This window comes from uncultured Aquimarina sp. (assembly GCF_947492405.1).
Classification (GTDB): Bacteria; Bacteroidota; Bacteroidia; order Flavobacteriales; family Flavobacteriaceae; genus Aquimarina.
Window position 1 is genome coordinate 1,300,251 of the sequence record NZ_CANLMP010000001.1, and the last position, 22,103, is coordinate 1,322,353.

The window sequence follows — 22,103 nt, forward strand, 5'->3', positions numbered from 1 at the left end:
TATAAAGCCTCTAAGAACTATCTTAGGGGTTTTATAATTTTATATGATTAAAAAAATCATTTTTCATTGGGTTAGCTCACTATTTATAGTCTATGGATTAGTTTCATGCGCTAGTATACCTAATAGTGAATCTGGAAATTCTTTTAAAATTAGATACCTAGATGAATATGTAATATATAATGATTCTATTTTTGCAGGTTCAAAAATAGGAGGTCTGTCCGGTATTGAGTACCACAAAGAGCAGCATACATATTATATTGTCTGTGATGATGCTAAAAATCCAAGATTTTACAAAGCTTCGATTTCTTTGGAAAAGAATAAATTCAATAAGATAACGCTGGATAGACTTATAAAATTGAAGGATCCAAATAATCAATTTCTACATAAAAATGTAGCTGATCTGGAAGCTATAAGAACTTTCGAGAAGGATAAATTTATATTTACCAGTGAAGGAGCTATAAAACGCGACTACAATCCAGCTATTTTTATTACAAATGGTGCTGGAAATTATCAAAGTAAATTTCGGCTTCCCCCCTATTTCTTAACAGATAGTACTTCTAAGAACAGACCAAGGCATAATGGCGTATTCGAAGGGTTAGTAAATGATATAAATAACAAAGGGTATTGGGCGGCTATGGAGCTTCCTTTAAAACTAGATGGAGAAGAACCAACGTTTGATAATTCAGGAGCTCCTATAAGAATTACGCATTTTAATGTAGATACAAATCAAGCAGATTTTCAATTTACATATCCTCTGGATAAGCTCGCTAAAGATCCGAATGAAAAATTTGGAGTAAATGGAGTAACGGCACTACTGCAGCTTACTAAAAATCAATTCTTAATTGTAGAACGCGGATATGCAGCCGGCTATGGAACACAAGGAAATACTGTAAGAATTTATTTAACTAATATACAAGACGCAACAAATACATTAGATTTTGAATCTCTAAAAGACAAAAAGTATCAATCAGCTACCAAGCAATTACTTTTTGATTTTGAATCTATTAGAAATCAACTGACTGATCAAATTGTTGATAATATAGAAGGAATCACCTTTGGTCCTATATTAGCTAATGGAAATCAATCATTACTTTTGATTTCTGATAACAATTTTAATCCTATTTCAGAACAAATCAATCAATTGATATTACTTGAACTCATTAAAACTCTATAGTCATGAAAATTAAATATATTCTAACTACTTTTTTGCTGTTACTTCTAGTTTCATTTTCAAGCTGCGCTCAGAAAGCTGTAGAGAATAAAAACACAACTACTACCTATATTTTAGTTAGACATGCAGAGAAAGATCTTAGCGATACGACTAACAGAAACCCTAATCTAACTGAAGAAGGGAAAAAACGTTCTGAGAATTTAGTAAAAATACTGGCAGATATAAAAATAGACAAAGTGTATAGTACGAATTATGCAAGAACCCTTCAAACGGGAGAACCTATTTCTAAAAATAGAAATATTGAGATTACACTATATGATCCAAGAGATTTATATAATTCAGCATTTCAAGCTCAGACAAAAGGAAAAACTTCAATAATTGTTGGACATAGCAATACCACACCTGCATTTGTAAATAAAATAATCGGTCAAAAAAAATATAATGATATTGATGAAAAAGACTATACTAAACTTTTTATAGTCAAAGTTACAGGAGATACAATAACAGATACTGTTCTTAATATTAATTAACAACAATCGTTTTCAAGATATACATAGATATCTTCTAGTTCAATTTTGGATAGTAGTTTTAATTGTTCTTTTTCAAACATAATATCCAATTTAGATAATGATGTTGAAAGATTATCCGTTTTATAATTCTTATAGTCTACAAATCTAATCCCATTTACTACTCTTGGATTATACGCTTCTCTAAAACGAATACCGCCTCCATCTACAGCATATTTATACGCTAGATAATCGATAGTAAATTCCTCTTTATGAATCCAATACATAAATTCATCTTCAAAATCAGTTCCACCTCCTTCTTGATCGAACGTTATTTTAATTTTATAATACGATATATTTTTAATTTTCGATTCACCCACTAATTCTTTGTTTACAGCGGGAGCATTTAATCCATAAGGCAAGTTTGCAAAATAATGGACCGAATTTACACCATCACTGATTTTGGTTACCATAGAATCTACAACTTTTTCATTACAGCTTTCAATCGATCTAGATAAACCATTATTATTTAAGACATCATGGACCATACCTTCCGCACCTGATATGAACCTTTCTAATTGATAATTCCCATTACTGCGTACGCTTCTATATTCTTTTCCTCTAAAAGTAAAACGAATATTCGCTTTATCAAATTTTGATCCTCCAGCATTTTCTATCGCCTTGTTAATAATCTGTTCCGCAGAAAACTGTAATGTAACTGTTGTAAAAGATGCTAAAAATAATACTACTACTAAAAATGAAAACTTCCTCATAAATTGTTTGTTAACACAGGAACTAAAATAATTGTTACACTATAAATAATTGTAATAGTTTTGTTAAACTAAAATATCATACTCACAATCCTATATTTTTTTTCGCGGTTATCTAAATATTACAGACGGTTCTTAAGGGAAAAACTTTCTTCGGATTCATTAATTTTAAGTTTATTTTTTTTTGAAATTTGAAAAAGATAATTATTTTGCAAGCCCTAAATCTTATGAATATTATGAAAAACATATTACTACTTTTGATCTGCATGGCTACGCAACCATTCTTAGCGCAAGATGCTGCTGCTTACGAAAAAACTACAAAAGCTTTTCAGGAAAATTTTAATGCTCAGAACATTGATGCCGTTTTTGATTTATATGCTACTGAAATGCAGGAAGAAATGACAAAAGAAGGAGTTTCTCGTTTTATCAAAGGATGCCACTCACAATTCGGAAACTTAAAAACATTAACTTTTATAGAATCGGCAGAAGGAATTAATAGCTATACTGCTGCTTTTGATAATATTAGTTTGGTAATGGAACTAAAACTAAATGCAGATGGTAAAATCGCTACCATACAATTTCAGGAACCTTAGTGAAGTTTTTATCACAATATAAATAACAAAGCTTTCTTTAGGGAAAGCTTTTTGTATTTTTGTATTCTTCGCGAACCTTTTGCGTACACAAATTATGAGTCAGAATAGGATTAACATACTTAATAGAAAAGCCAAATTCGAATACGAATTTTTGGATAAATATACTGCCGGTATTAAACTTGTAGGTACAGAAATCAAAGCAATTAGAGAAGGAAAGGCAGGTATAGCAGAAAGTTTCTGTGAGTTTCATAATAATGGGGAACTTTTTGTGATTAACATGAATATTGAAGAATATTCTCACGCTACTTATTTTAATCACAATCCTAAAAGTGAGCGAAAACTATTACTGAATAGACAAGAATTAAAGAAACTCGAAAAAGAAGTTAAAAATTCAGGACTCACAATTATACCTACTCGGTTATTTGTAAATGATCGTGGTTTAGCTAAACTAGATATTGCGCTGGCTAGAGGAAAGAAATTGTACGACAAACGTGAAACTATTAAAGATCGAGATAATAAACGTGCTTTGGATCGAATTAAGAAGGATTATAAATAAAATATTTTAAAAAGATTATTCTCTTATCATTTTCTCATACGCCCTCTGCTCTTCTTTAATCAATTCAATATTCTCCGGATCTTTATCTAGTTGTTTAACTGCTTCAATATAATCTGGATGATTTTTATATTTCAATGCTAAAAAAGTATAATCTGGTAGACATAAAAATAGTATTCCACCGACACCAAAAAACACAACCCTTAACACCACACTTTTATAAAAAGCTGATGCATTTTTATGTTTGATATGCTTAATGAGACTAACTATAAAAGTGATAATCAGAAAAAAAGAACCTATTATTAATAACTGATTAGCAAATGGCCATCTGAATATCTTAAATAATACTCCTACTATAACAATGGATATAGAAAAACCTGTAACTATAGCACCAATAATACGCCAAATGGAAATACTTTGATAGGATTCTTTTTTAAAAATTCTTCGGAAAGGTATTTTATTGAACAGCGCGAAACCAAAGTAAAAATATAAACAGGAAAGTCCTAATAAAGAAAATATCGTAATTATAGCCCCAAAAGGATATTCTAATAAATAAATTAAAAACCCAATAATAAAGGTAACAGGAAAGACATAAAATTCTAATTTTTTCATCATAACCTTATCTAGTTCTTATCTTCTAATAAAGGCACAAAACGAAACTCTCCAAACTCATGTTTCTCGAATTTAGTTTCACTTTTACGAATAAATAACGTCATAACTTGCGGGTCATTACCAACCGGAATTACCAACCTACCTCCTAATTCTAATTGAGCAAGTAATGGCTTTGGAACATATGGTGCACCTGCAGTAACAATAATACCCTTATAAGGAGCATACTCTGGTAAACCTTTATAGCCATCTCCAAAAGACAAATGCTTAGGGCGATATCCTAATTTAGGTAAAAACAACTTTGTCTTTTTAAAAAGTTCTTGCTGTCTTTCTATACTATATACCTTACAGCCTAACTCACATAAAACAGCCGTTTGATACCCAGAACCTGTTCCTATTTCTAAGACTTTATCACCGCGTTCTACTTCTAATAATTCTGACTGAAAAGCAACAGTATAAGGTTGCGAAATGGTTTGATCAGCCCCAATAGGAAATGCTTTATCCTGATATGCATGGTCATCAAAACCAGAATCCATAAATAAATGTCTAGGAATCTTACTAATAGCAGCAAGAACCGATGGGTCTTTTATTCCTTTGTCGATCAATACATCGACCAGCTGTTTTCTTTTACCAGCGTGTTTTAGTGTATCTTTAGATTTCATTAGGGTAGATTAACAGGCTAAAATTACATAAAGATTTTAAAGAATAAAGAACAATTTTAGCATTAAACTGATTATTTTACATTTTAGATAGAATTAAGATTTAGAATTTATAAATAATACTATTTTTGTGTAAAATCTTGAATTATGCTCAAAGCCGGAGTACTTGGCGCAGGACACCTTGGAAAAATTCACCTACGTCTCCTGGAACAATCCGAAAAATATAAACTCGTTGGTTTCTATGACGCCAGTGACAAACAAGCAAAAGCCATTGCGGAAGAGTTTGGTTATCAATTATTTAATTCTATAGAAGAATTAATTAATGCGGTAGATGTTGTGGATATTGTAACACCAACTTTTGCACATTTTGAAGTTGCAAAACAAGCCATACAAGCTGGAAAACACGTTTTTATAGAAAAACCAATTACCAATACCGTTGAAGAAGCAGAAAAGCTTATAGAATTAGCTAATGCTAACAACGTAAAAGGTCAGGTAGGTCATGTAGAACGTTTTAATCCTGCATACACAGCCGTTGCTAATAAAATCGACAACCCAATGTTTATTGAAGCGCATAGACTGGCAGAATTTAATCCTCGTGGAACGGATGTTCCTGTAGTGCTAGATCTAATGATTCACGATATCGATGCGATTCTTAGTGTTGTACATTCTGATGTAAAACATATTAGTGCTAGTGGAGTTTCGGTAATTAGCGAAACGCCTGATATTGCAAATGCTAGAATTGAATTCGAAAATGGATGTGTCGCAAACCTTACTGCTAGTCGTATTTCATTAAAAAATATGCGAAAAGCAAGATTTTTTCAAAAAGACGCCTATATCTCTGTAGATTTTTTCGAAAAGAAATGTGAAGTAGTAAAAATGAAAGACGCTCCAGAACAGCCAGGTGATTTTGATATGATTTTACAAAATGCAGAAGGTGTAAAAAAACAGATTTATTTTGATAACCCTGAAGTTCCATCTAACAACGCAATATTAGATGAATTAAACACCTTTGCCGAAGCTATTAATAATAACACTACTCCAATCGTATCCTTAACTCAAGGTAAAAAAGCATTAGAAGTAGCGTTAAAGATTATTGAATGTTTTAGGCAAAAATAAAGATATTAGAAAGCAGGGAAGTCATACAATCAAAAAGCAAATTAACGGAAGAGGTCATTTTTGTATGATTACATTAGAAATCGTTCCTTCAAATAAAGGATTAGAGTTCTTTTATGAAAAAAATGAAGCAACTTATTGGAATGTTGCTATTGAGTTAGGAGTTCGACTGGCTTTTGAACAACATATATCTGGAAAAACATATTCTAACTACTCTATATCCGTAAAAGAGTTTAAATGGATGGATATAGATACGAATTTGATGACTGTTTGTTATACATCTTGTAGAGCAATTTACAGTGCTTTTGACGTAGAAAAGGATTTTGAATTTCCAAAAATAAATGACGAAGGAGAATTTATTTTTAAACAATAAACAAACAATAGATTTCCGCCTACGCGGAAATGACATAAATTATAAATTTACTAATGAAAAACATAGCAGTAATTGGAGCTGGAACCATGGGAAATGGTATTGCTCATACTTTTGCACAAAAAGGTTTTAAAGTTCAATTAATAGATATTTCTCAGCAATCTCTGGACAAAGGATTAGCAACCATCACTAAGAATCTTGATAGAATGATCTCCAAGGAGAAGATTTCTGAAGCTGATAAAGAAGCTACTCTTGGAAACATTTCTACGTATACCAGTATTAAAGAAGGCGTAGAATATGCTGGACTTATTGTAGAAGCGGCTACCGAAAATATTGATCTAAAGCTAAAAATATTTAAAGATTTAAGCGAAGCTTGTCCAGAAGATACAATTCTGGCTACAAACACTTCTTCTATCTCTATTACACAGATTGCTGCGGTTACCAAAAGACCAGATATGGTGATTGGTATGCATTTTATGAATCCTGTACCGATTATGAAATTGGTAGAGATCATTAGAGGGTACAACACATCTGATGAAGTTACCAATACGATCATGGAAATGTCTAAAACTTTAGGAAAAGTTCCAGTTGAAGTAAATGATTATCCAGGATTTGTAGCAAATAGAATCCTAATGCCAATGATCAATGAATCTATCGAAACCTTGTATAACGGTGTTGCAGGAGTTGCTGAAATCGATACCGTAATGAAATTAGGGATGGCACATCCTATGGGACCATTACAACTAGCTGATTTTATTGGATTAGACGTATGTCTTTCTATACTTAATGTAATGTATGATGGTTTCAAAAATCCTAAGTATGCACCTTGCCCATTGTTAGTAAATATGGTCATGGCTGGAAAGCTGGGAGTAAAAAATGGTGAAGGGTTTTATGATTATGCTGAAAGTAGAAAAGCTGAAAAAGTAGCAAAGCAGTTTTCTTAAAGTTGTTAGTTGTTAGTTGTTAGTTGTTAGAAAAATAGTAAAAAAAACACTAGTTTTTAAATAACAATGTTATTTAAAATTAAAGAAAGGGTTTAGAAAGTCTCCCTTTAGAAGGGAGATTTAGAGGGATGTTTAACACATATTTAGTATCAACGCTATTTTATAAAAACAAGAGTTCTTAAAAATGAAAATACTTTGGTGTATCATAATTATTCTTTTGACTTCTTTTTCAAGTAAAAAACAACTTGTAATTAATTATGCGAAGGAATCAATAGGAATACAGGATGCGTATGCCAAATACGATGCTCTTTTTAGTAAACATCCAGAGTTTATCTCCAAAGATTTTGATTTTCCTGTAGGCAAACCTAATGGAAAAGGGTATTATAATGCTCAAAAGTTTAAATCGAATAATCATCTAGGCGATGACTGGAATGGTGTGGGTGGTGGTAATTCTGATCTTGGAGATTCCATCTATTCCATTGCTAATGGTTATGTGTCTTTTGCAGAAGATATTGGTGGTGGTTGGGGTAATGTAATACGTATCATTCATAAATACAAAGACAAGTACTATGAATCCCTGTATGCGCATTGTAAAACTATAACCATCAAAGCTGGAGACTTTGTTAAAAAAGGAGATTTGATCGGAACCATAGGAAATGCTGATGGTTTATATTTAGCGCATTTGCATCTGGAGATAAGAGATGATATCTTTATGGGTATAGGAGGTGGATATTCTGAAAACACAAAAGGATATTTAGATCCAACTAAATTTATAAATGAGAATTAATGAAAAAATTGTTTATAATCACGATTAGTATTTTTATGCTAGCTTCTTTTAATCCAAAAAAGAAAAATCGTCCGTATCAATTTATCATTGGTGGTGCTGATCTAATAGTCGAAGGTAACATAGAACGAATTACAACGGGGCAAGGAAGCATTCTCAAGAATCGATATCAGTTAGTTGTAACCGACTATTTAAAGTCCAATACCCAAAGAAAAAACATTACTGTTCAAATGTTCGAAGAATGGACTTGCGACATAAGGAGAAAAAGAGTCACGGAAGGACAAAAATTGTTATTATTTTTAAAAGAAGGTGGTAACGGTTATTATCAAATTATACACGGAAGTAATGGTGAATTAATTATTGAAAATGATAGCATTCTGAACTATATTGATCAATTCCCTTCAAAAAAATATCCGGAATTCAAAGAAGCGGTAACAATGTTCTTAGAATCTTATGAATATAATGGGCCAATATACACCTTAAGCAGTGAAAAAGTAAAATTTAAAAAACTAAAACCAGATACAGAAATTAATTCAATGGTTAGTAAAAATGATTTTTTCAAAATACTAACCGAAAATGTAAAAAGATATCAGTAATGGCAAAAATAAATCCATTCAGAGCAGTTCGTCCTACAAGAGATAAAGTGAGTTTGATCGCTTCACGATCTTACCAAAGTTATACTCCGGTAGAAAGAGATTCCAGAATGGATTATAATCCTTATTCTTTTTTGCACATTGTCAATCCCGGTTATAAGTATCACAAAGAGATTTCTGGTGAAGAGCGTTATAAACTGGTTCGCAACCGATATTTAGAGTTCAAGGAAGATGAGATTTTTATGCAAGATCAAACTCCTTGTTTCTATATATATAAAATTGTAAATCGAGAAAAAGAATCCTTCTCTGGTATTATTGCTGCTGCAAGTGCAGAAGATTATGAAAATGATATCATCAAAAAGCACGAAGATACTTTAGCAGATAGAGAAACAACTTTCAAACAATATCTAAAAACTGTAGGATTCAATGCAGAACCGGTACTTCTCACCTATCCAGATGATGATACAATCGCGCAAATAATCAAAAATGTTGTTCAGGAAAGAGCAGAATATGAATTTACTACTACGTATCGCGACACACACTATCTATGGAGAGTGAATGATAAAAAAAGTATTGAAAAAATTCAATCAGCTTTTGATGCAATGAAAACTATCTATATTGCAGATGGACATCACAGATCCGCTTCTTCATATTTATTGGCAAAAGATCTTGCATCTAATAACTTAGAACATCAAGGAACAGAACCCTACAATTTTTTTATGAGTTACCTTATCCCTGAATCAGATCTTAGAATATATGAGTTCAATAGATTAATTAAAGACCTTAATGGCTTGTCAAAAGAAGAATTCTTAATCCGACTAGACGAATGGTTCAGAATAGAAAACAGAGGAATTGAAGTGTACAAACCGTCTCAACCGCATCATTTTAGTATGTATCTGGATGGAGAATTTTACTCTTTATACCTTAGGAAAACAATTTATGAATTTACAGATGCATTAGATGAACTAGATGCACAGATTCTTTTTAAAACTATATTAGATCCTATTCTGAGTATTAAAGATCTCAGAACTGACAATCGAATAGAGTATTCTCACGGAAAGAATGATATCGTTTATGTAAAAAGTAAGGTCGATCAAGGAGAGTTTCAGGTTGGTTTTGGGTTGTTTCCTGCTTCTGTTGATCAAATGAAAAAAATTGCAGATCAAGGTCTAAAAATGCCTCCTAAAAGTACATATATAGAACCAAAACTAAGAAGTGGTATTACGATTTATGAATTCTGAAATTAAAATCTTTGCAACAATTGCTAAGATCTTCTAGTACTGTCTTTTTTTTAAAAATTTTCGCTGTTATTTTGGATTCTGGTCTACGTCAGAATGACAACTTTTCTTGTTATTTGGTTCGTGTCATTCCAGCGCAGGCTGGAATCTATTTTTCGCATAATTAAACGGTATTTTATTAAAACGAACTTTTGATTCTTATTGTTTATAACATCCCTCTAAACTTCCCTTCAAAAGGGAGACTTTTTTAACTACCTTCCTTTGAAGGAAGGCCTGGGGATGGATGTCTTTTAAATCTGATTCCTGCTACTAAACCAATATTACAACTTAGTTTTTGTAAATTTAGGTATCTTTGCACCTTATGAATTCTATTGAGGAAAACCTAAAACAAATACGTAAAACAATCCCAGAAGAAGTAACTCTTGTAGCTGTCTCTAAAACAAAGCCTGTTTCGGATTTACTAGAAGCTTATCAAGCTGGACAAAGAGTCTTTGGAGAAAATAAAATTCAGGAAATGACCCAAAAATGGGAAAAAATGCCAAAAGATATTTCCTGGCATATGATAGGTCACGTACAGACTAATAAAGTAAAGTATATGGCCCCTTATGTAGATACTATTCATGCTGTTGATAGTTTGAAGCTTTTGAAAGAAATCAATAAACAAGCTATCAAAAATGATAGAACCATCAATTGCCTATTACAAATCAAAATAGCTCAGGAAGAAAGTAAATTTGGACTTGATACAACGGAAGCCAAAAGTTTATTAAACTCTCAAGAAGTTAAATCATTTACCAATATCAAAATTACAGGATTCATGGGGATGGCAACTTTTACTGAGGACATAGAGCAAATCAAAAATGAATTTAATAGCATCCAATTACTTTTTGAAACACTTAAAACAGACCATCCTACATTAAAAACATTATCAATTGGCATGAGTGGAGACTACCAACTTGCTATAGAATCTGGTAGCACTATGGTACGTATTGGAAGTTCTATTTTTGGTGCAAGAAACTATAGTCATTAAAAAATGTTACTTTAGGTCGAGAAATAAATTAATAGACAAAGACTACCCCACCAGAAAAGAATGATGTACGCAATTTTAGATATAGAAACTACAGGAGGAAAATATAATGAAGAAGGAATTACAGAAATAGCGATCTATAAATATGACGGTCATAAAGTAGTTGATCAATTTATTAGTTTGATTAATCCAGAAAAACCCATACAACCGTTTGTAGTTAACTTAACAGGAATAAATAATAAAATGCTTCGTAACGCTCCTAAATTTTACGAAGTAGCTAAAAGAATTGTCGAAATCACTACTGATTGTATTATCGTAGCACATAATGCATCTTTTGACTATAGAATTTTAAGAACTGAGTTTGATAGATTAGGTTTTGATTTTGAACGTAAGTCACTCTGTACAGTAGAACTTTCTCAAAAACTGATTCCTGATCAAAAATCATATAGTCTCGGAAAATTAGTTCGTAGTTTAGGAATTGCCATTTCTGATAGACATAGAGCTACTGGAGACGCACAAGCAACTGTCAAACTTTTTAAATTACTCTTATCAAAGGATGCAGAAAAAAACATTCTTAAAGAAACTGTCCGTTTAGATACTAAGAAAAAAGTAGATGACAAACTACTTAAACTTATCGAGAATGTTCCATCGACTACGGGAGTCTATTATATGCATCGTGAAGATGGCACTATAATTTATATTGGAAAAAGCAAAAACATTAAAAAAAGAGTTACGCAACATTTCACTAACGATAACAGAAAGTCTAAAAACATTCAGGAAGAAGTGGCAAGTGTAACTTATGAGATTACGGGTAGTGAATTATTAGCTCTTTTAAAAGAAAATGAAGAGATAAAACTCAACAGGCCTAAATATAACCGATCACTTAAGCGAACTAAATTTGATCAGGCATTATATCAATTTACTGATACTAATGGTTATATAAATCTAAAAGTCAATAAAGTCGATAGAAACAAATCCAGCATTACAACATTTACGAATAGACAACAGGCAAAATCTTTAATGTATAGATGGACAGAAGAATATAATCTATGTTTAAAGTTAATGGGATTAGACAAAGGAAAAGAAAATTGTTTCAATCATACCATCAAACAATGTAGCGGTGCTTGTATTCAAAACGAACCTATTGAAGATTATAATAAACGTGTGCAAGAGTTTATTTCTGATCATTCTTTTAAGAACAAAGACATGATTGTAATTGATCGTGGTCGTGATATCGATGAACAAAGCGTAATCCTAATAGAAGATGGTGAGTTTAAAGGAATCGGATTTTTTAACCTTAATCATCAGATTAACAATATTAATATCTTAAGATCTATTATTACTCCTATGGGACATAATCCCAATGCTCAGCACATTATTCAAAGTTATGTACGACAACATAAAAAACTAAAGGTAGTAGCATTGGATAAAAATAAAATAGAGTCAAAGGAGTAACATTTCCATCTTAAAAGCTACTAAATATTATATACTAAAAATACATTTAATGCATAAGTCTTTTTTATCAGTTTTATTTCTTTCTCTTTCATTTTTAAGTATCTCTCAAGAAAACTATAACTACAAAAGTTTGGTGGTAAGCGAAGCCGACCTAAAAGGAACTCGCTATGAAAAAGACACTACAGCTAATGCGTTTTTTATATATGAAAAAGGTTTTAGTAGAATAGAGAACGGTGGAAACTACAATCTATTAACGGATTATAGCGGAAAAATTAAAATCCTAAATAAAGAAGGATTTGATGAGAGTACAATTGAAGTACTTTTATACAGAAATAAAAGCAGAAAGGAAATCCTGAGAAATCTTATAGCATTTACTCATAATCTGGAAAATGGAAAAATCGTAAAAACCAAACTAGAAGAAGACAAAATATATAGAGAAAAATATAACGATCATTATACGTTAGTAAAATTCGCCTTCCCTAATGTAAAACCAGGCTCAGTTATTACCTATTCATATCAAACAGAATCACCTTTTATTTTCAATTTTAATGGATGGGATTTTCAGGATGATATTCCTAAAATGTATAGTGAATATATTAATGATCTTCCAGGAAATTACCTTTATAATATTAGATTAGTTGGGCCACTAAAACTCGATGTAGAAGAAAGTTCCATAAAAAGAGAATGTATTGAACTTAGCAATAGTGCTACAGCAGATTGTTCACATAATCAATACATTATGAAAGATATACCTGCCTTTAAAGAAGAGAAATATATGACTGCCAAAAAGAATTATTTTTCTCGGGTAGAATATGAACTCAGAGAATATAAAGGTTTTGACGGGGTTAATAAAAAATATACCGAAACATGGAAAAACGTAGACAAAGAGCTTAGAACCGAAAAAACAATAGGAATACAACTTAAAAAAGCAAATGCCACTAAAAATGTACTTCCTGAGGCTATAAAGACGATGCCAATTAGCTTAGAAAAAGCGAAGGCTATTTATAAACATGTTACTAATAACTATACCTGGAATAAAAAATATCGTATTTTCAGAGATGTAGATATAAAAGAAATACTGAAATCTAAAGTTGGAAATGTAGCAGAAATGAACATCCTGCTACATAATATATATAAAGAACAAGGGTTTACGGTAAAACCTGTTTTATTATCAACCAGAAGTAATGGGTACGCTACCAAAGTTCATCCAGTACTTACAGATTTTAACTACTTAATTATTCAATTGACAATCGATCAGGAAACTCATTTATTAGATGCAACAGAAAAAACCCTAGCGTTTGGTCAAATTCCTTTTAGATGTTTAAATCAATATGCTAGACTTTTAGATTTCAAAAAAGGAAGTTCCTGGATAGATATTACATCTAAAAATCGTTCATCACATTATTATCGAGAAAAGTTAAAACTAACTAATAAATTAACCCTCGAAGGAGAAGCAAAATACACCTATAATGGATATCACGCTTACTTTAGGAGAAAAGCATTTGATAAAGTACTTAAAGAAAAATATTTAAATAAGATTCTAAACGATGATGAAAATCTTACAGTATCGGAAGCTTCTTTACAAAACGAAGATGATTTAGAAAAACCGTTCATAGAAGAAGTTAATTTCACCAAATCGACAGAACAGATTGAAGATATTATTTATCTAAAACCATTTACCAAATCATTCTTTAAAGAAAATCCTTTTAAACTAAATGAAAGAACTTATCCAGTGGACTTCGGATATAATGATTCTTATTCTTATATCGTTTTAATTGAAATCCCTGAGAACTGCCAATTTCTAGATATTCCTGAAAATAAAAACTATGTACTTCCAGGAAAAACCGGAAAATTAAGTTTAAACTTTCAACTGGCAGGTGACAAACTTCAGATTAATCATAATATTAAATTTTTATCGTCTTATTATCCTGTAGAATATTATGATTCTTTAAAAGAATTCTTCAATTTAATAGTCGATATGGAAAATAACACCGTAATCACGATAAAAAAAACTAGCTAATTTTTTAGTATTTTCGTTAAAATAATCAATTTTGAATACTCATTCGAAAAACAAAAACTGGAAGCATAAATTACACGAAGTAATTTATGAAGCTGATACAAAAGCTGGTAAATCTTTTGACCTAATCATTCTTACAATGATTCTAGCCAGTATCGTGCTGGTAATGTTAGAAAGCGTTTCTTATATAAATGAAAAATATGCTTCTTTATTTAATATATTAGAGTGGGTTATCACAATCGTATTTACTATTGAATATATTTTAAGAATTATTACCATTAGTAAACCAAAGACATATATTTTTAGTTTTTATGGCATTATTGATTTCTTATCTACAATTCCTAAATATTTATCAATTCTATTTGTAGGTACTCATGCACTTGTAGCATTAAGGGCACTACGTTTATTAAGGGTTTTTAGAATTTTAAAATTGGCACGTTTTATTGGAGAATCTAATAGTCTAGCAAAGGCATTAAAAGCTAGTAGAGCTAAAATATCAGTTTTTTTGTTTGCGGTTTTAATAGTTGCTATTATACTAGGTACTGTTATGTATTTAATTGAAGGTCCTGAACATGGTTTTAATAGTATTCCTAGAAGTGTATATTGGTGTATAGTAACACTTACTACTGTAGGATATGGAGATATTTCTCCTGAAACGCCTTTGGGACAATTAATTGCCTCAATGGTAATGATATTAGGTTATGGAATCATTGCTGTACCGACTGGCATAGTTAGTGCAGAATATGCGCAACAAGCTAAAGAAACTAAGATAAATCTTAACACACAACATTGTGCCAATTGTAATGCAGACAATCATTTAGATGATTCGAAATTCTGCCATAATTGTGGACATACTTTATTTAATGACTAATACATTAATTGTAGTTGTAGGCCCTACAGCAATAGGAAAAACAAGCTTAAGTATCAAACTTGCTAAGCATCTGAAATGTGAAATTGTTTCTGCAGATAGCAGACAATTTTATAAAGAAATGTGTATTGGTACAGCGGTTCCTGACGATAATGAATTACAACAAGCCAAGCATCATTTTATTCAACATAAGAGTATAACGGAGCTCTATTCTGTAGGCGATTTTGAAAAAGACGCTTTAGACACACTGGACAAGCTTTTCAAAAAAAATGAATATGCGATTTTAGTAGGCGGTTCCGGATTATATGTGGATGCAGTTACTAAAGGTTTGGATAGCTTTCCAGAAATATCCGAAGATGTCAGAAAAGCTTTGAAGGAGCGGTATGACACTGAAGGTATAGAAAGTTTACAACAACAATTAAAAACATTAGATCCTTTATATTTCGAAAAAGTAGACATCCACAATACACATCGGGTTATGAGAGCCTTAGAAGTTTGTATCAGCAGTGGGAAGCCATATTCTTCATTTATTACTAAAACTCCAAAAAAGCGTCCATTTAATGTAGTTAAAATAGGTATTACTGCAGAAAGATCGATTATTTATGACAGAATAAATGAAAGGGTCGACATAATGGTCAGGGAAGGATTACTTGATGAAGTAAAGGAGTTATACTCCTATAAATCCTTAAACGCATTAAATACTGTTGGATATAAAGAAATCTTTAATTTTATTGAAGGAACTTGGGATCTAAATTTTGCAATCTCTGAAATCAAAAAAAACACCAGACGTTTTGCCAAGAGACAACTTACCTGGTTTAGAAAAGATCTAGAAATAGAATGGTTTGATTATCAATACAATCTCGAATCCGTACTATCGTATATCAAAAAAATCGCCACAGGAAATAACCTATAGCGACTTTATATATAATTAGTTACCGTTTGTTACCTATGATTCATCACTACGTACAACAAGTCTGAACCCTTCACCGTGGATATTTAGAATTTCCACATTTTCATCTTTCTTTAAATATTTTCTAAGCTTAGCAATATAAACATCCATACTTCGAGAAGTAAAATAATTATCATCCCTCCATATTTTAGTTAGTGCTAGCTCTCTAGGCATCAAATCATTAAGATGTAATGCTAATAGACGTAATAATTCATTCTCCTTAGGAGATAGTTTAATAGGGTCTTCTTCTCTAAAAGTTAGAAATCTAAGCTTAGAATTAAGATGGAATCCTCCTATTTTGAATTCAAATTGTTTGCTATCTGCAACAGACTCTGTACTCTTACGCTGCATGATTGCTTGTATTTTCATCAATAAGACTTCGCTATCAAATGGTTTATTTAGATAATCATCTGCTCCTACTTTATATCCCTTTAGCACATCTTCTTTCATAGCTTTTGCCGTTAGGAAGATAATAGGAACTTCTTCATTCTTATCCCTAATTTCTTTTGCTAATGTAAATCCATCCTTATAAGGCATCATTACATCTAAGATACACATATCATAATCATCCTTTTTGAATTTTTCGAAGCCTTCCATCCCATTTTTAGCATGTACAACATCATAATCATTCATAACAAGATAATCCTTTAGTACTGTACCAAAATTCGGATCATCTTCGACAAGCAAAATCTTTTTGTTCTCTGTTTCCATATTTTAAGATATTAACGGTAATTTAGTTATAAATGTGGAGCCTTTTCCCCGTTCACTCTCCACCCATATTTGACCATGATGGTCGTCTATAATTCTTTTTACATATGTCAATCCTAATCCATGACCTTTTACATTATGTAAATCTCCGGTATGTTCTCTAAAGAACTTCTCGAAAATCTTTTTCTGAGCAACTTTACTCATTCCAACTCCTTGATCACGTATTTTTAAGACAATACTATTTTTTACATTTTCTGTATATATATCAATCTTAGGTGCACCTTCCGAATATTTTATTGCATTGTCTAATACATTAACTATTACATTAGTCATATGACTATCATTAGCCAATATACTAGATTTAAGTGCTCCTAAATGTGTCTTTATATAGCCTTTTCTATCTTCTACAATTAGAGAAACATGCGTCATTGCATCTTCTATTATGTCATGCAATTCTAAACGTTCCTTTTTAATATTTAACTCATTTTTTTCGAGTTGAGATATCCTTAATACATTTTCTACCTGCGTAAGCATTCTTTTATTCTCTTCACGAATCATGGTCATATAACGATTCACTTTTTCTTGATCATCAGCTATTTTAGGATTTTTAACAGCATCTAATGCAAGGTTAATTGTCGCAATTGGCGTCTTAAGCTCATGAGTCATATTATTAATGAAATCCGTCTTTATTTGCGATATCTGTCTTTGCTGTAACAATTGAGATAAAGCACTTGAATATGCTACTACTATAACCAACGTAAAAATTATTGACAAAATTGCCATTCCTTTTATAGTCGATAAAATATACCTATTCTTACCTGTAAAGTTTACATATAACTGATACATGCTCGAACCATCTTCATTATTCACAAAAAGAGGTACGGCAAAAGTATTACCATCACTTTCATTTGCACTAAAATCATCAGAACGTACTCGAGTTGCCAAAGCATTACTGTATATAGCATACTCGAAATCAACTTTCATATCTCGCTCAGCCAATTCTTTCTTTAATAATTTCTCAACCTCTTCTTTTTTTACCCTACGATGAATAGGAATAAAATTTGCAAGTTGATCAATAACAATTTCATAATCTCTTCTATGCAAATCTGTAAGAGCACTCAATCTGTCTAGTTTTGATTTAGATCTTTGTCTTGTTTGATAACTCTGCTCTTCATCTTCTACTAATTCTGCATTTCTATTTAATATATCCTTTAATCTTACAGTATCGATATTAAAGTCTATAAAAGAAGAAAATAATTTAGAATCTTCTTCTAGAACGCCATCTCCAAAAGCAAATGATCCTTTATCAAAACCTATGTCTAAGAGCTGTTGTATTGTTTTATTATCAGGTTCCTTAATACTATCTAATATCTCCTGTAATGGATAATACATTTCTTCAAATTCCCTGTACTCGATCTTATTAGAGACAGAAATCAATATTTGCTTTGCATTAAAAGAAAACTGTTCCCTGTTATTCTCTACTGTATTTTGAATCCAATATCCCTGAACAAAAATAATACCGATTAATGATAAACTCATCAGAAGGATCAGCAATGCGAATAACCTTTTATTCATAGGTCAAAAGTAAGACTTTAACATTTAGCTACTTTAGGGTTTAACCAAATGTTAACAAAATGAAAGATTGAAAAAATAACGCAATTAAAGGGTGAGTTTATTGTGGATTTTTTTAATTTGAAGCCAAGTTTCTTCTAAATTCGTATTAATAATAACAAAATCTGCTAATGGGATTTTCTCAGAGTCTTCCCATTGATTCTTCAATCTAGCAAGAACCTGCGATCTTGTAGTATTATCTCTTTTTAAAACTCTTTTAATTCGGGTTTCTTTTGGAGCAGTTACCAGAATTGTATGGTCACACCTTTTGTAACCACCATTTTCGAACAATATGGCTGCTTCTTTTATAACATACTCAAACTTTTGTTCATTCTTCCATTTAGTAAAATGAGTAGCCACTTTTGGATGTACTATAGCATTAAGTTTTTCTAGAAGTTCTTTATTATTAAAAACTTTGTCTGCAATAAAGGAACGATTTAATCCTTGTTCCGTATACGAATTCACACCTAACAGAGCTACAATCTGCTTCTTTACACTAATATCTTCATTCATCAATTTTTTAGCTTCGTCATCTGCGATATAAATAGGTACTCCAAGTTTTGCAAACATCTCTGCAACAGTTGATTTCCCGCTTCCTATTCCTCCTGTCAGTCCAATTACCTTCACGCTTAGTTTAGAATTATAAATTGTACTTGTTTATCTTGTAAGCGCACATCGTGAATTGCCGTAGGCATATCTATTAATTCCAAAATTAAGAAAGAACTATCTTCTGCCACCTTATTGTAGTCGGCTATCACCTTAAAATCCCTTTGATTGATTTCATTATACTTATCAAGTCCTACTCTATAGACTACTTTTACTTCTTTAGGAAAAATCTTAATCTCCCTAGTATCAGGAACATTTATTAATGTTATCGGGATTTCCTGACTTCCTTCAGTAAATTTACTAACTACAATGTTTGCTTCTACTTCTTTTGGAACTACTTGAATTCTTGGTGGTAAACTATCTATCTTAATTGACAATATTTTGTTATAATCTGTATTTACCGCATCAAGCTTAAGGTTTTCGGTCGTTACTTGATGTATTGTGTCTATGATTCTCTTAGGACCACTAATTGTAATTGAATCCGGAGAAAGAACAACTCCCTCATCACTGCCATATCCGGGAGCATATTCAATTTCTTTTGTTAATTGTATCGGAATTTTCTTCTTTAAATTAATATCTAATATTACTTTTAAAGTATCTTTTTGGACAGAAAGCACTCTGCCATTAAAATTTAATTTATTTTTTAGAGATTGGTTTGCTTCGCCTAAATAAAAATAATAATCATTTTCTTTAATCTCTATAGCATTTGTAATATCAAATTTCAATAAAGGTTTACTCCAAGTATAGTTTATCAATCTAAAACCATTACCATTAAGTGTTAGTTTTAGGTCTTGATCACTATTCTCGTCTAAAATTCTATCTTCTGGTAAATTGATATATTGAACATCAAACGCTACTTCTTGCGTATAATTTTTAGAAAACTGTATAAAAAGCCATAAAATAGAGGTAAATGCCAAAAAAAACAGAAACGTTTTGACGTTATTTCTTTTTAAAGAGAATCTACTTAATTTAGTTTTAGACATAGGCATTACTTTGAAAAAAACAATTTCTTAAATTGTTGTTCAGGAACTTTTTTCAATAGATGAATATAATAATAAGATTTTAGGAATCCTTTACCGTATCCATAAAATTGCACAAACACTGCAATAACAGATTGAACACCAATACTAAAACTATTATAGTTTATTGATGCGCTTATGAAAACAACAATAAAATACAACATCCATAATGCTATAAAATACCAATAACCTATAAAAAAGGTAATCAAAGAAAATAGTGTATACACTATAAACAGCGTTGGAAACCAATATGTAATTTTTGATGTCTCTGGATGCCATAAATTAAGAATTGGTCGTACCAATCCAAATTTATTAACCTGTATATAAAATTTATCCCAAGAAATTCTTCGTTTATGAAAAACTTTAGCATTTGGTATCAACGCGGTTTTATAACCAAGTTTCCAAAGTCTTATCGTAAGATCGGGATCTTCTCCAGGATGAATATTCCCAAAACCCTCAGAAGCTTCAAAAGCTTCTTTAGATATACCCATATTAAAACTTCGAGGTTGAAACTTACCTAATGTATTCTTTCTCCCTCTAATACCTCCTGTGGTAAGATATGAGGTCATACTAAAACTTATAGCCTTTTGCAAATCAGAAAAATCCTTGTGTGCATCATCTGGGCCTCCAAAACAATGAACAAAATTTATTGACAAAAAATCTTCTACTTTATTTAGATAATCAGAAGGTAATAACACATCACTATCCAGAATCAAAAAGTAATTCCCTTTTGCCTTGTCCATTCCATAATTACGAGAATCTCCAGGACCTGTATTTGGTTTTTTATAATAACTGATATGTAGCTTATCATCATATTTCTTAATAACATCTTCTGCCGTTTCGGATGAACCATCCTCTATAATTACTATCTCATATGATTTTTCATAATCCAGCAAGATCATGCTATTTAACAGCTCCTCTATTTCGTTAGGTCTGTTAAACACAGGAATGACAAAAGAAAAAGAAACATTCATAAGACAAAGGTAAATAATCGAAAGAATCTTAACATAGTATGATACTATGGTTTTAGTAAGTTATAAAGAATCGTTTATAAAATTAAAAAGCTCAACCCTGATCGAATTGAGCTTTTTATAAGATATATTTTCTGTACACTATTATTCTTCGTCTACAAACTTTTCCATAACCATCTGACTAACTCCCATATTAGAGAATCCTCCGTCATGATATAGATTTTGTAGTGTTACTTTTTTCGTTAGATCCGAAAACAATGTGATTGTATAATCCGCACAATCATCCGCCGAAGCATTACCTAATGGAGACATTTTATCAGCATATTCGATAAATCCATCAAATCCTTTTACTCCTTTTCCTGCTGTTGTGGCAGTTGGAGATTGAGAAATGGTATTAACTCTTACTTTTTTATCACGACCGAAGAAGTAACCAAAACTACGAGCTATAGATTCGAGATATGCTTTATTATCTGCCATATCATTATAATCAGGAAATACTCGCTGAGCGGCCATATAGGTAAGAGCAACTATACTCCCCCACTCATTCATTGCTTCTTTTTTAAACAAGGTCTGCATTGTTTTATGAAAAGAAAGTGCAGAAACATCCCATCCTTTTTCACTCCAATCATAATTTAAGTCCGTGTAATGACGACCTTTTCTTACATTTACAGACATTCCAATAGAATGGAGAACAAAATCAAGCTTTCCGCCCAATATCTCAACTGATTTTTCAACAAGATTTTCAAGATCTTCTAAAGAAGTCGCATCTGCTGGTATTATTTGAGAATTTGTTTTTTCTGCCAGTTCCTTAATAGTTCCCATACGCATTGCAACAGGAGCATTCGTAAGGACAAAAGTACCGCCTTCCTCAAAAACACGCTCTGCCGTTTTCCAGGCTATTGAACTTTCATCCAATGCACCGAAAATTATACCTCTTTTACCTTTTAATAAATTATATGACATTTAATCGTA

Annotated in this window: 24 protein-coding genes; 15 read left to right on the forward strand and 9 right to left on the reverse strand. The window is 31.4% G+C overall.

Going from position 1 to position 22,103, the window contains the following annotated elements; all coding sequences use genetic code 11:
• Window positions 1-43 precede the first annotated feature (43 nt).
• Window positions 44-1,174: an esterase-like activity of phytase family protein gene (locus Q0829_RS05795; protein ID WP_298540972.1), complete on the forward strand. Its 1,131-nt coding sequence runs from the start codon at window positions 44-46 to the stop codon at window positions 1,172-1,174.
• A 2-nt stretch (window positions 1,175-1,176) separates the two neighbouring features.
• Complete coding sequence (locus tag Q0829_RS05800) at window positions 1,177-1,701, forward strand: phosphoglycerate mutase family protein (RefSeq protein ID WP_298540975.1); 525 nt, start codon at window positions 1,177-1,179, stop codon at window positions 1,699-1,701.
• Here the strand turns inward: Q0829_RS05800 and Q0829_RS05805 are convergent.
• Window positions 1,698-2,450, reverse strand: coding sequence for a DUF6503 family protein (locus Q0829_RS05805; protein WP_298540978.1), 753 nt, complete (start codon window positions 2,448-2,450; stop codon window positions 1,698-1,700). The two genes, Q0829_RS05800 and Q0829_RS05805, sit on opposite strands and share 4 nt — an antisense overlap.
• A gap of 233 nt (window positions 2,451-2,683) precedes the next feature.
• Here Q0829_RS05805 and Q0829_RS05810 point away from each other — a divergent pair, with 233 nt between their 5' ends.
• Both Q0829_RS05810 and smpB read left to right on the forward strand, forming a co-directional pair.
• Window positions 2,684-3,040 (forward strand): DUF3887 domain-containing protein, encoded by a 357-nt coding sequence (locus Q0829_RS05810; protein WP_298540980.1) that lies wholly within the window; start codon window positions 2,684-2,686, stop codon window positions 3,038-3,040.
• Between the two features lie 94 nt (window positions 3,041-3,134).
• The gene (gene smpB, locus Q0829_RS05815; protein ID WP_108805353.1) at window positions 3,135-3,596 is read left to right on the forward strand and encodes an SsrA-binding protein SmpB; all 462 of its coding nucleotides are present in this window, start codon (window positions 3,135-3,137) and stop codon (window positions 3,594-3,596) included.
• Window positions 3,597-3,611: 15 nt separating this feature from the next.
• Here smpB and Q0829_RS05820 read toward each other — a convergent pair whose 3' ends face one another.
• Both Q0829_RS05820 and Q0829_RS05825 read right to left on the reverse strand, forming a co-directional pair.
• On the reverse strand, window positions 3,612-4,205 hold the full coding sequence (locus Q0829_RS05820; RefSeq protein ID WP_298540985.1) for a hypothetical protein: 594 nt from the start codon (window positions 4,203-4,205) through the stop codon (window positions 3,612-3,614).
• 11 nt (window positions 4,206-4,216) lie between these two features.
• On the reverse strand, window positions 4,217-4,864 hold the full coding sequence (locus Q0829_RS05825; RefSeq protein ID WP_298540989.1) for a protein-L-isoaspartate(D-aspartate) O-methyltransferase: 648 nt from the start codon (window positions 4,862-4,864) through the stop codon (window positions 4,217-4,219).
• Between the two features lie 144 nt (window positions 4,865-5,008).
• Here Q0829_RS05825 and Q0829_RS05830 point away from each other — a divergent pair, with 144 nt between their 5' ends.
• The 11 genes from Q0829_RS05830 to miaA all read left to right on the forward strand — a co-directional run bounded on the left by Q0829_RS05830 (window position 5,009) and on the right by miaA (window position 16,180).
• Window positions 5,009-5,977 carry a Gfo/Idh/MocA family oxidoreductase gene (locus tag Q0829_RS05830; RefSeq protein WP_298540992.1) on the forward strand — a complete coding sequence of 323 codons (969 nt, stop codon included), beginning with the start codon at window positions 5,009-5,011 and terminating at the stop codon, window positions 5,975-5,977.
• Window positions 5,978-6,041: 64 nt separating this feature from the next.
• Complete coding sequence (locus tag Q0829_RS05835) at window positions 6,042-6,347, forward strand: hypothetical protein (protein ID WP_298540995.1); 306 nt, start codon at window positions 6,042-6,044, stop codon at window positions 6,345-6,347.
• Window positions 6,348-6,400: 53 nt separating this feature from the next.
• Window positions 6,401-7,288, forward strand: a complete 888-nt coding sequence (locus tag Q0829_RS05840) for a 3-hydroxybutyryl-CoA dehydrogenase (RefSeq protein ID WP_298540997.1) — start codon at window positions 6,401-6,403, stop codon at window positions 7,286-7,288.
• 184 nt (window positions 7,289-7,472) lie between these two features.
• Entirely contained in the window at window positions 7,473-8,075 is a 603-nt protein-coding gene (locus Q0829_RS05845) for a M23 family metallopeptidase (protein WP_298540999.1), read from the forward strand.
• Window positions 8,075-8,668: a hypothetical protein gene (locus Q0829_RS05850; RefSeq protein WP_298541001.1), complete on the forward strand. Its 594-nt coding sequence runs from the start codon at window positions 8,075-8,077 to the stop codon at window positions 8,666-8,668. The genes Q0829_RS05845 and Q0829_RS05850 overlap by 1 nt, the downstream gene beginning before the upstream one ends.
• Complete coding sequence (locus tag Q0829_RS05855) at window positions 8,668-9,906, forward strand: DUF1015 domain-containing protein (RefSeq protein ID WP_298541002.1); 1,239 nt, start codon at window positions 8,668-8,670, stop codon at window positions 9,904-9,906. Before Q0829_RS05850 ends, Q0829_RS05855 begins: the two co-directional genes overlap by 1 nt.
• 358 nt (window positions 9,907-10,264) lie before the next feature.
• Window positions 10,265-10,930: a YggS family pyridoxal phosphate-dependent enzyme gene (locus tag Q0829_RS05860; protein ID WP_298541005.1), complete on the forward strand. Its 666-nt coding sequence runs from the start codon at window positions 10,265-10,267 to the stop codon at window positions 10,928-10,930.
• Between the two features lie 63 nt (window positions 10,931-10,993).
• The gene (locus tag Q0829_RS05865; protein WP_298541214.1) at window positions 10,994-12,382 is read left to right on the forward strand and encodes an exonuclease domain-containing protein; all 1,389 of its coding nucleotides are present in this window, start codon (window positions 10,994-10,996) and stop codon (window positions 12,380-12,382) included.
• A 49-nt stretch (window positions 12,383-12,431) separates the two neighbouring features.
• The gene (locus tag Q0829_RS05870) at window positions 12,432-14,402 is read left to right on the forward strand and encodes a DUF3857 domain-containing protein (RefSeq protein WP_298541008.1); all 1,971 of its coding nucleotides are present in this window, start codon (window positions 12,432-12,434) and stop codon (window positions 14,400-14,402) included.
• Window positions 14,403-14,433: 31 nt separating this feature from the next.
• Window positions 14,434-15,270, forward strand: coding sequence for an ion transporter (locus Q0829_RS05875; protein WP_298541010.1), 837 nt, complete (start codon window positions 14,434-14,436; stop codon window positions 15,268-15,270).
• Window positions 15,263-16,180, forward strand: a complete 918-nt coding sequence (miaA, locus tag Q0829_RS05880; protein WP_298541013.1) for a tRNA (adenosine(37)-N6)-dimethylallyltransferase MiaA — start codon at window positions 15,263-15,265, stop codon at window positions 16,178-16,180. The genes Q0829_RS05875 and miaA overlap by 8 nt, the downstream gene beginning before the upstream one ends.
• Before the next feature lie 33 nt (window positions 16,181-16,213).
• On the opposite strand, the gene Q0829_RS05885 is transcribed toward miaA, so the two are convergent.
• From Q0829_RS05885 to Q0829_RS05910, 6 genes are all read right to left on the reverse strand, one after another.
• Window positions 16,214-16,927, reverse strand: coding sequence for a response regulator transcription factor (locus Q0829_RS05885; RefSeq protein WP_027393600.1), 714 nt, complete (start codon window positions 16,925-16,927; stop codon window positions 16,214-16,216).
• Window positions 16,928-16,930: 3 nt separating this feature from the next.
• Window positions 16,931-18,499, reverse strand: a complete 1,569-nt coding sequence (locus tag Q0829_RS05890) for a HAMP domain-containing sensor histidine kinase (protein WP_298541015.1) — start codon at window positions 18,497-18,499, stop codon at window positions 16,931-16,933.
• Between the two features lie 84 nt (window positions 18,500-18,583).
• Window positions 18,584-19,162 (reverse strand): dephospho-CoA kinase, encoded by a 579-nt coding sequence (gene coaE, locus Q0829_RS05895; protein ID WP_298541018.1) that lies wholly within the window; start codon window positions 19,160-19,162, stop codon window positions 18,584-18,586.
• Between the two features lie 2 nt (window positions 19,163-19,164).
• Window positions 19,165-20,124, reverse strand: coding sequence for a YbbR-like domain-containing protein (locus Q0829_RS05900; protein WP_298541021.1), 960 nt, complete (start codon window positions 20,122-20,124; stop codon window positions 19,165-19,167).
• A 5-nt stretch (window positions 20,125-20,129) separates the two neighbouring features.
• Window positions 20,130-21,134 carry a glycosyltransferase gene (locus Q0829_RS05905; protein WP_298541024.1) on the reverse strand — a complete coding sequence of 335 codons (1,005 nt, stop codon included), beginning with the start codon at window positions 21,132-21,134 and terminating at the stop codon, window positions 20,130-20,132.
• Window positions 21,135-21,275: 141 nt separating this feature from the next.
• The gene (locus tag Q0829_RS05910) at window positions 21,276-22,094 is read right to left on the reverse strand and encodes an SDR family oxidoreductase (RefSeq protein ID WP_298541026.1); all 819 of its coding nucleotides are present in this window, start codon (window positions 22,092-22,094) and stop codon (window positions 21,276-21,278) included.
• Between the last annotated feature and the right edge of the window lie 9 nt (window positions 22,095-22,103).

What these genes read in the sequence shown, in the direction of transcription:
- Q0829_RS05805 (WP_298540978.1), bottom strand. Translation starts at nt 2,450, where the DNA reads ATGAGGAAGTTTTCATTTTTAGTAGTAGTATTATTTTTAGCATCTTTT.
- Q0829_RS05800 (WP_298540975.1), top strand. Translation starts at nt 1,177, where the DNA reads ATGAAAATTAAATATATTCTAACTACTTTTTTGCTGTTACTTCTAGTT.
- Q0829_RS05890 (WP_298541015.1), bottom strand. Translation starts at nt 18,499, where the DNA reads ATGAATAAAAGGTTATTCGCATTGCTGATCCTTCTGATGAGTTTATCA.
- Q0829_RS05885 (WP_027393600.1), bottom strand. Translation starts at nt 16,927, where the DNA reads ATGGAAACAGAGAACAAAAAGATTTTGCTTGTCGAAGATGATCCGAAT.
- Q0829_RS05850 (WP_298541001.1), top strand. Translation starts at nt 8,075, where the DNA reads ATGAAAAAATTGTTTATAATCACGATTAGTATTTTTATGCTAGCTTCT.
- Q0829_RS05845 (WP_298540999.1), top strand. Translation starts at nt 7,473, where the DNA reads ATGAAAATACTTTGGTGTATCATAATTATTCTTTTGACTTCTTTTTCA.
- Q0829_RS05870 (WP_298541008.1), top strand. Translation starts at nt 12,432, where the DNA reads ATGCATAAGTCTTTTTTATCAGTTTTATTTCTTTCTCTTTCATTTTTA.
- Q0829_RS05830 (WP_298540992.1), top strand. Translation starts at nt 5,009, where the DNA reads ATGCTCAAAGCCGGAGTACTTGGCGCAGGACACCTTGGAAAAATTCAC.
- Q0829_RS05810 (WP_298540980.1), top strand. Translation starts at nt 2,684, where the DNA reads ATGAAAAACATATTACTACTTTTGATCTGCATGGCTACGCAACCATTC.
- Q0829_RS05900 (WP_298541021.1), bottom strand. Translation starts at nt 20,124, where the DNA reads ATGTCTAAAACTAAATTAAGTAGATTCTCTTTAAAAAGAAATAACGTC.
- miaA (WP_298541013.1), top strand. Translation starts at nt 15,263, where the DNA reads ATGACTAATACATTAATTGTAGTTGTAGGCCCTACAGCAATAGGAAAA.
- Q0829_RS05820 (WP_298540985.1), bottom strand. Translation starts at nt 4,205, where the DNA reads ATGAAAAAATTAGAATTTTATGTCTTTCCTGTTACCTTTATTATTGGG.
- Q0829_RS05840 (WP_298540997.1), top strand. Translation starts at nt 6,401, where the DNA reads ATGAAAAACATAGCAGTAATTGGAGCTGGAACCATGGGAAATGGTATT.
- Q0829_RS05825 (WP_298540989.1), bottom strand. Translation starts at nt 4,864, where the DNA reads ATGAAATCTAAAGATACACTAAAACACGCTGGTAAAAGAAAACAGCTG.
- Q0829_RS05865 (WP_298541214.1), top strand. Translation starts at nt 10,994, where the DNA reads ATGTACGCAATTTTAGATATAGAAACTACAGGAGGAAAATATAATGAA.
- smpB (WP_108805353.1), top strand. Translation starts at nt 3,135, where the DNA reads ATGAGTCAGAATAGGATTAACATACTTAATAGAAAAGCCAAATTCGAA.
- Q0829_RS05835 (WP_298540995.1), top strand. Translation starts at nt 6,042, where the DNA reads ATGATTACATTAGAAATCGTTCCTTCAAATAAAGGATTAGAGTTCTTT.
- Q0829_RS05905 (WP_298541024.1), bottom strand. Translation starts at nt 21,134, where the DNA reads ATGAATGTTTCTTTTTCTTTTGTCATTCCTGTGTTTAACAGACCTAAC.
- Q0829_RS05860 (WP_298541005.1), top strand. Translation starts at nt 10,265, where the DNA reads ATGAATTCTATTGAGGAAAACCTAAAACAAATACGTAAAACAATCCCA.
- Q0829_RS05795 (WP_298540972.1), top strand. Translation starts at nt 44, where the DNA reads ATGATTAAAAAAATCATTTTTCATTGGGTTAGCTCACTATTTATAGTC.
- Q0829_RS05910 (WP_298541026.1), bottom strand. Translation starts at nt 22,094, where the DNA reads ATGTCATATAATTTATTAAAAGGTAAAAGAGGTATAATTTTCGGTGCA.
- Q0829_RS05855 (WP_298541002.1), top strand. Translation starts at nt 8,668, where the DNA reads ATGGCAAAAATAAATCCATTCAGAGCAGTTCGTCCTACAAGAGATAAA.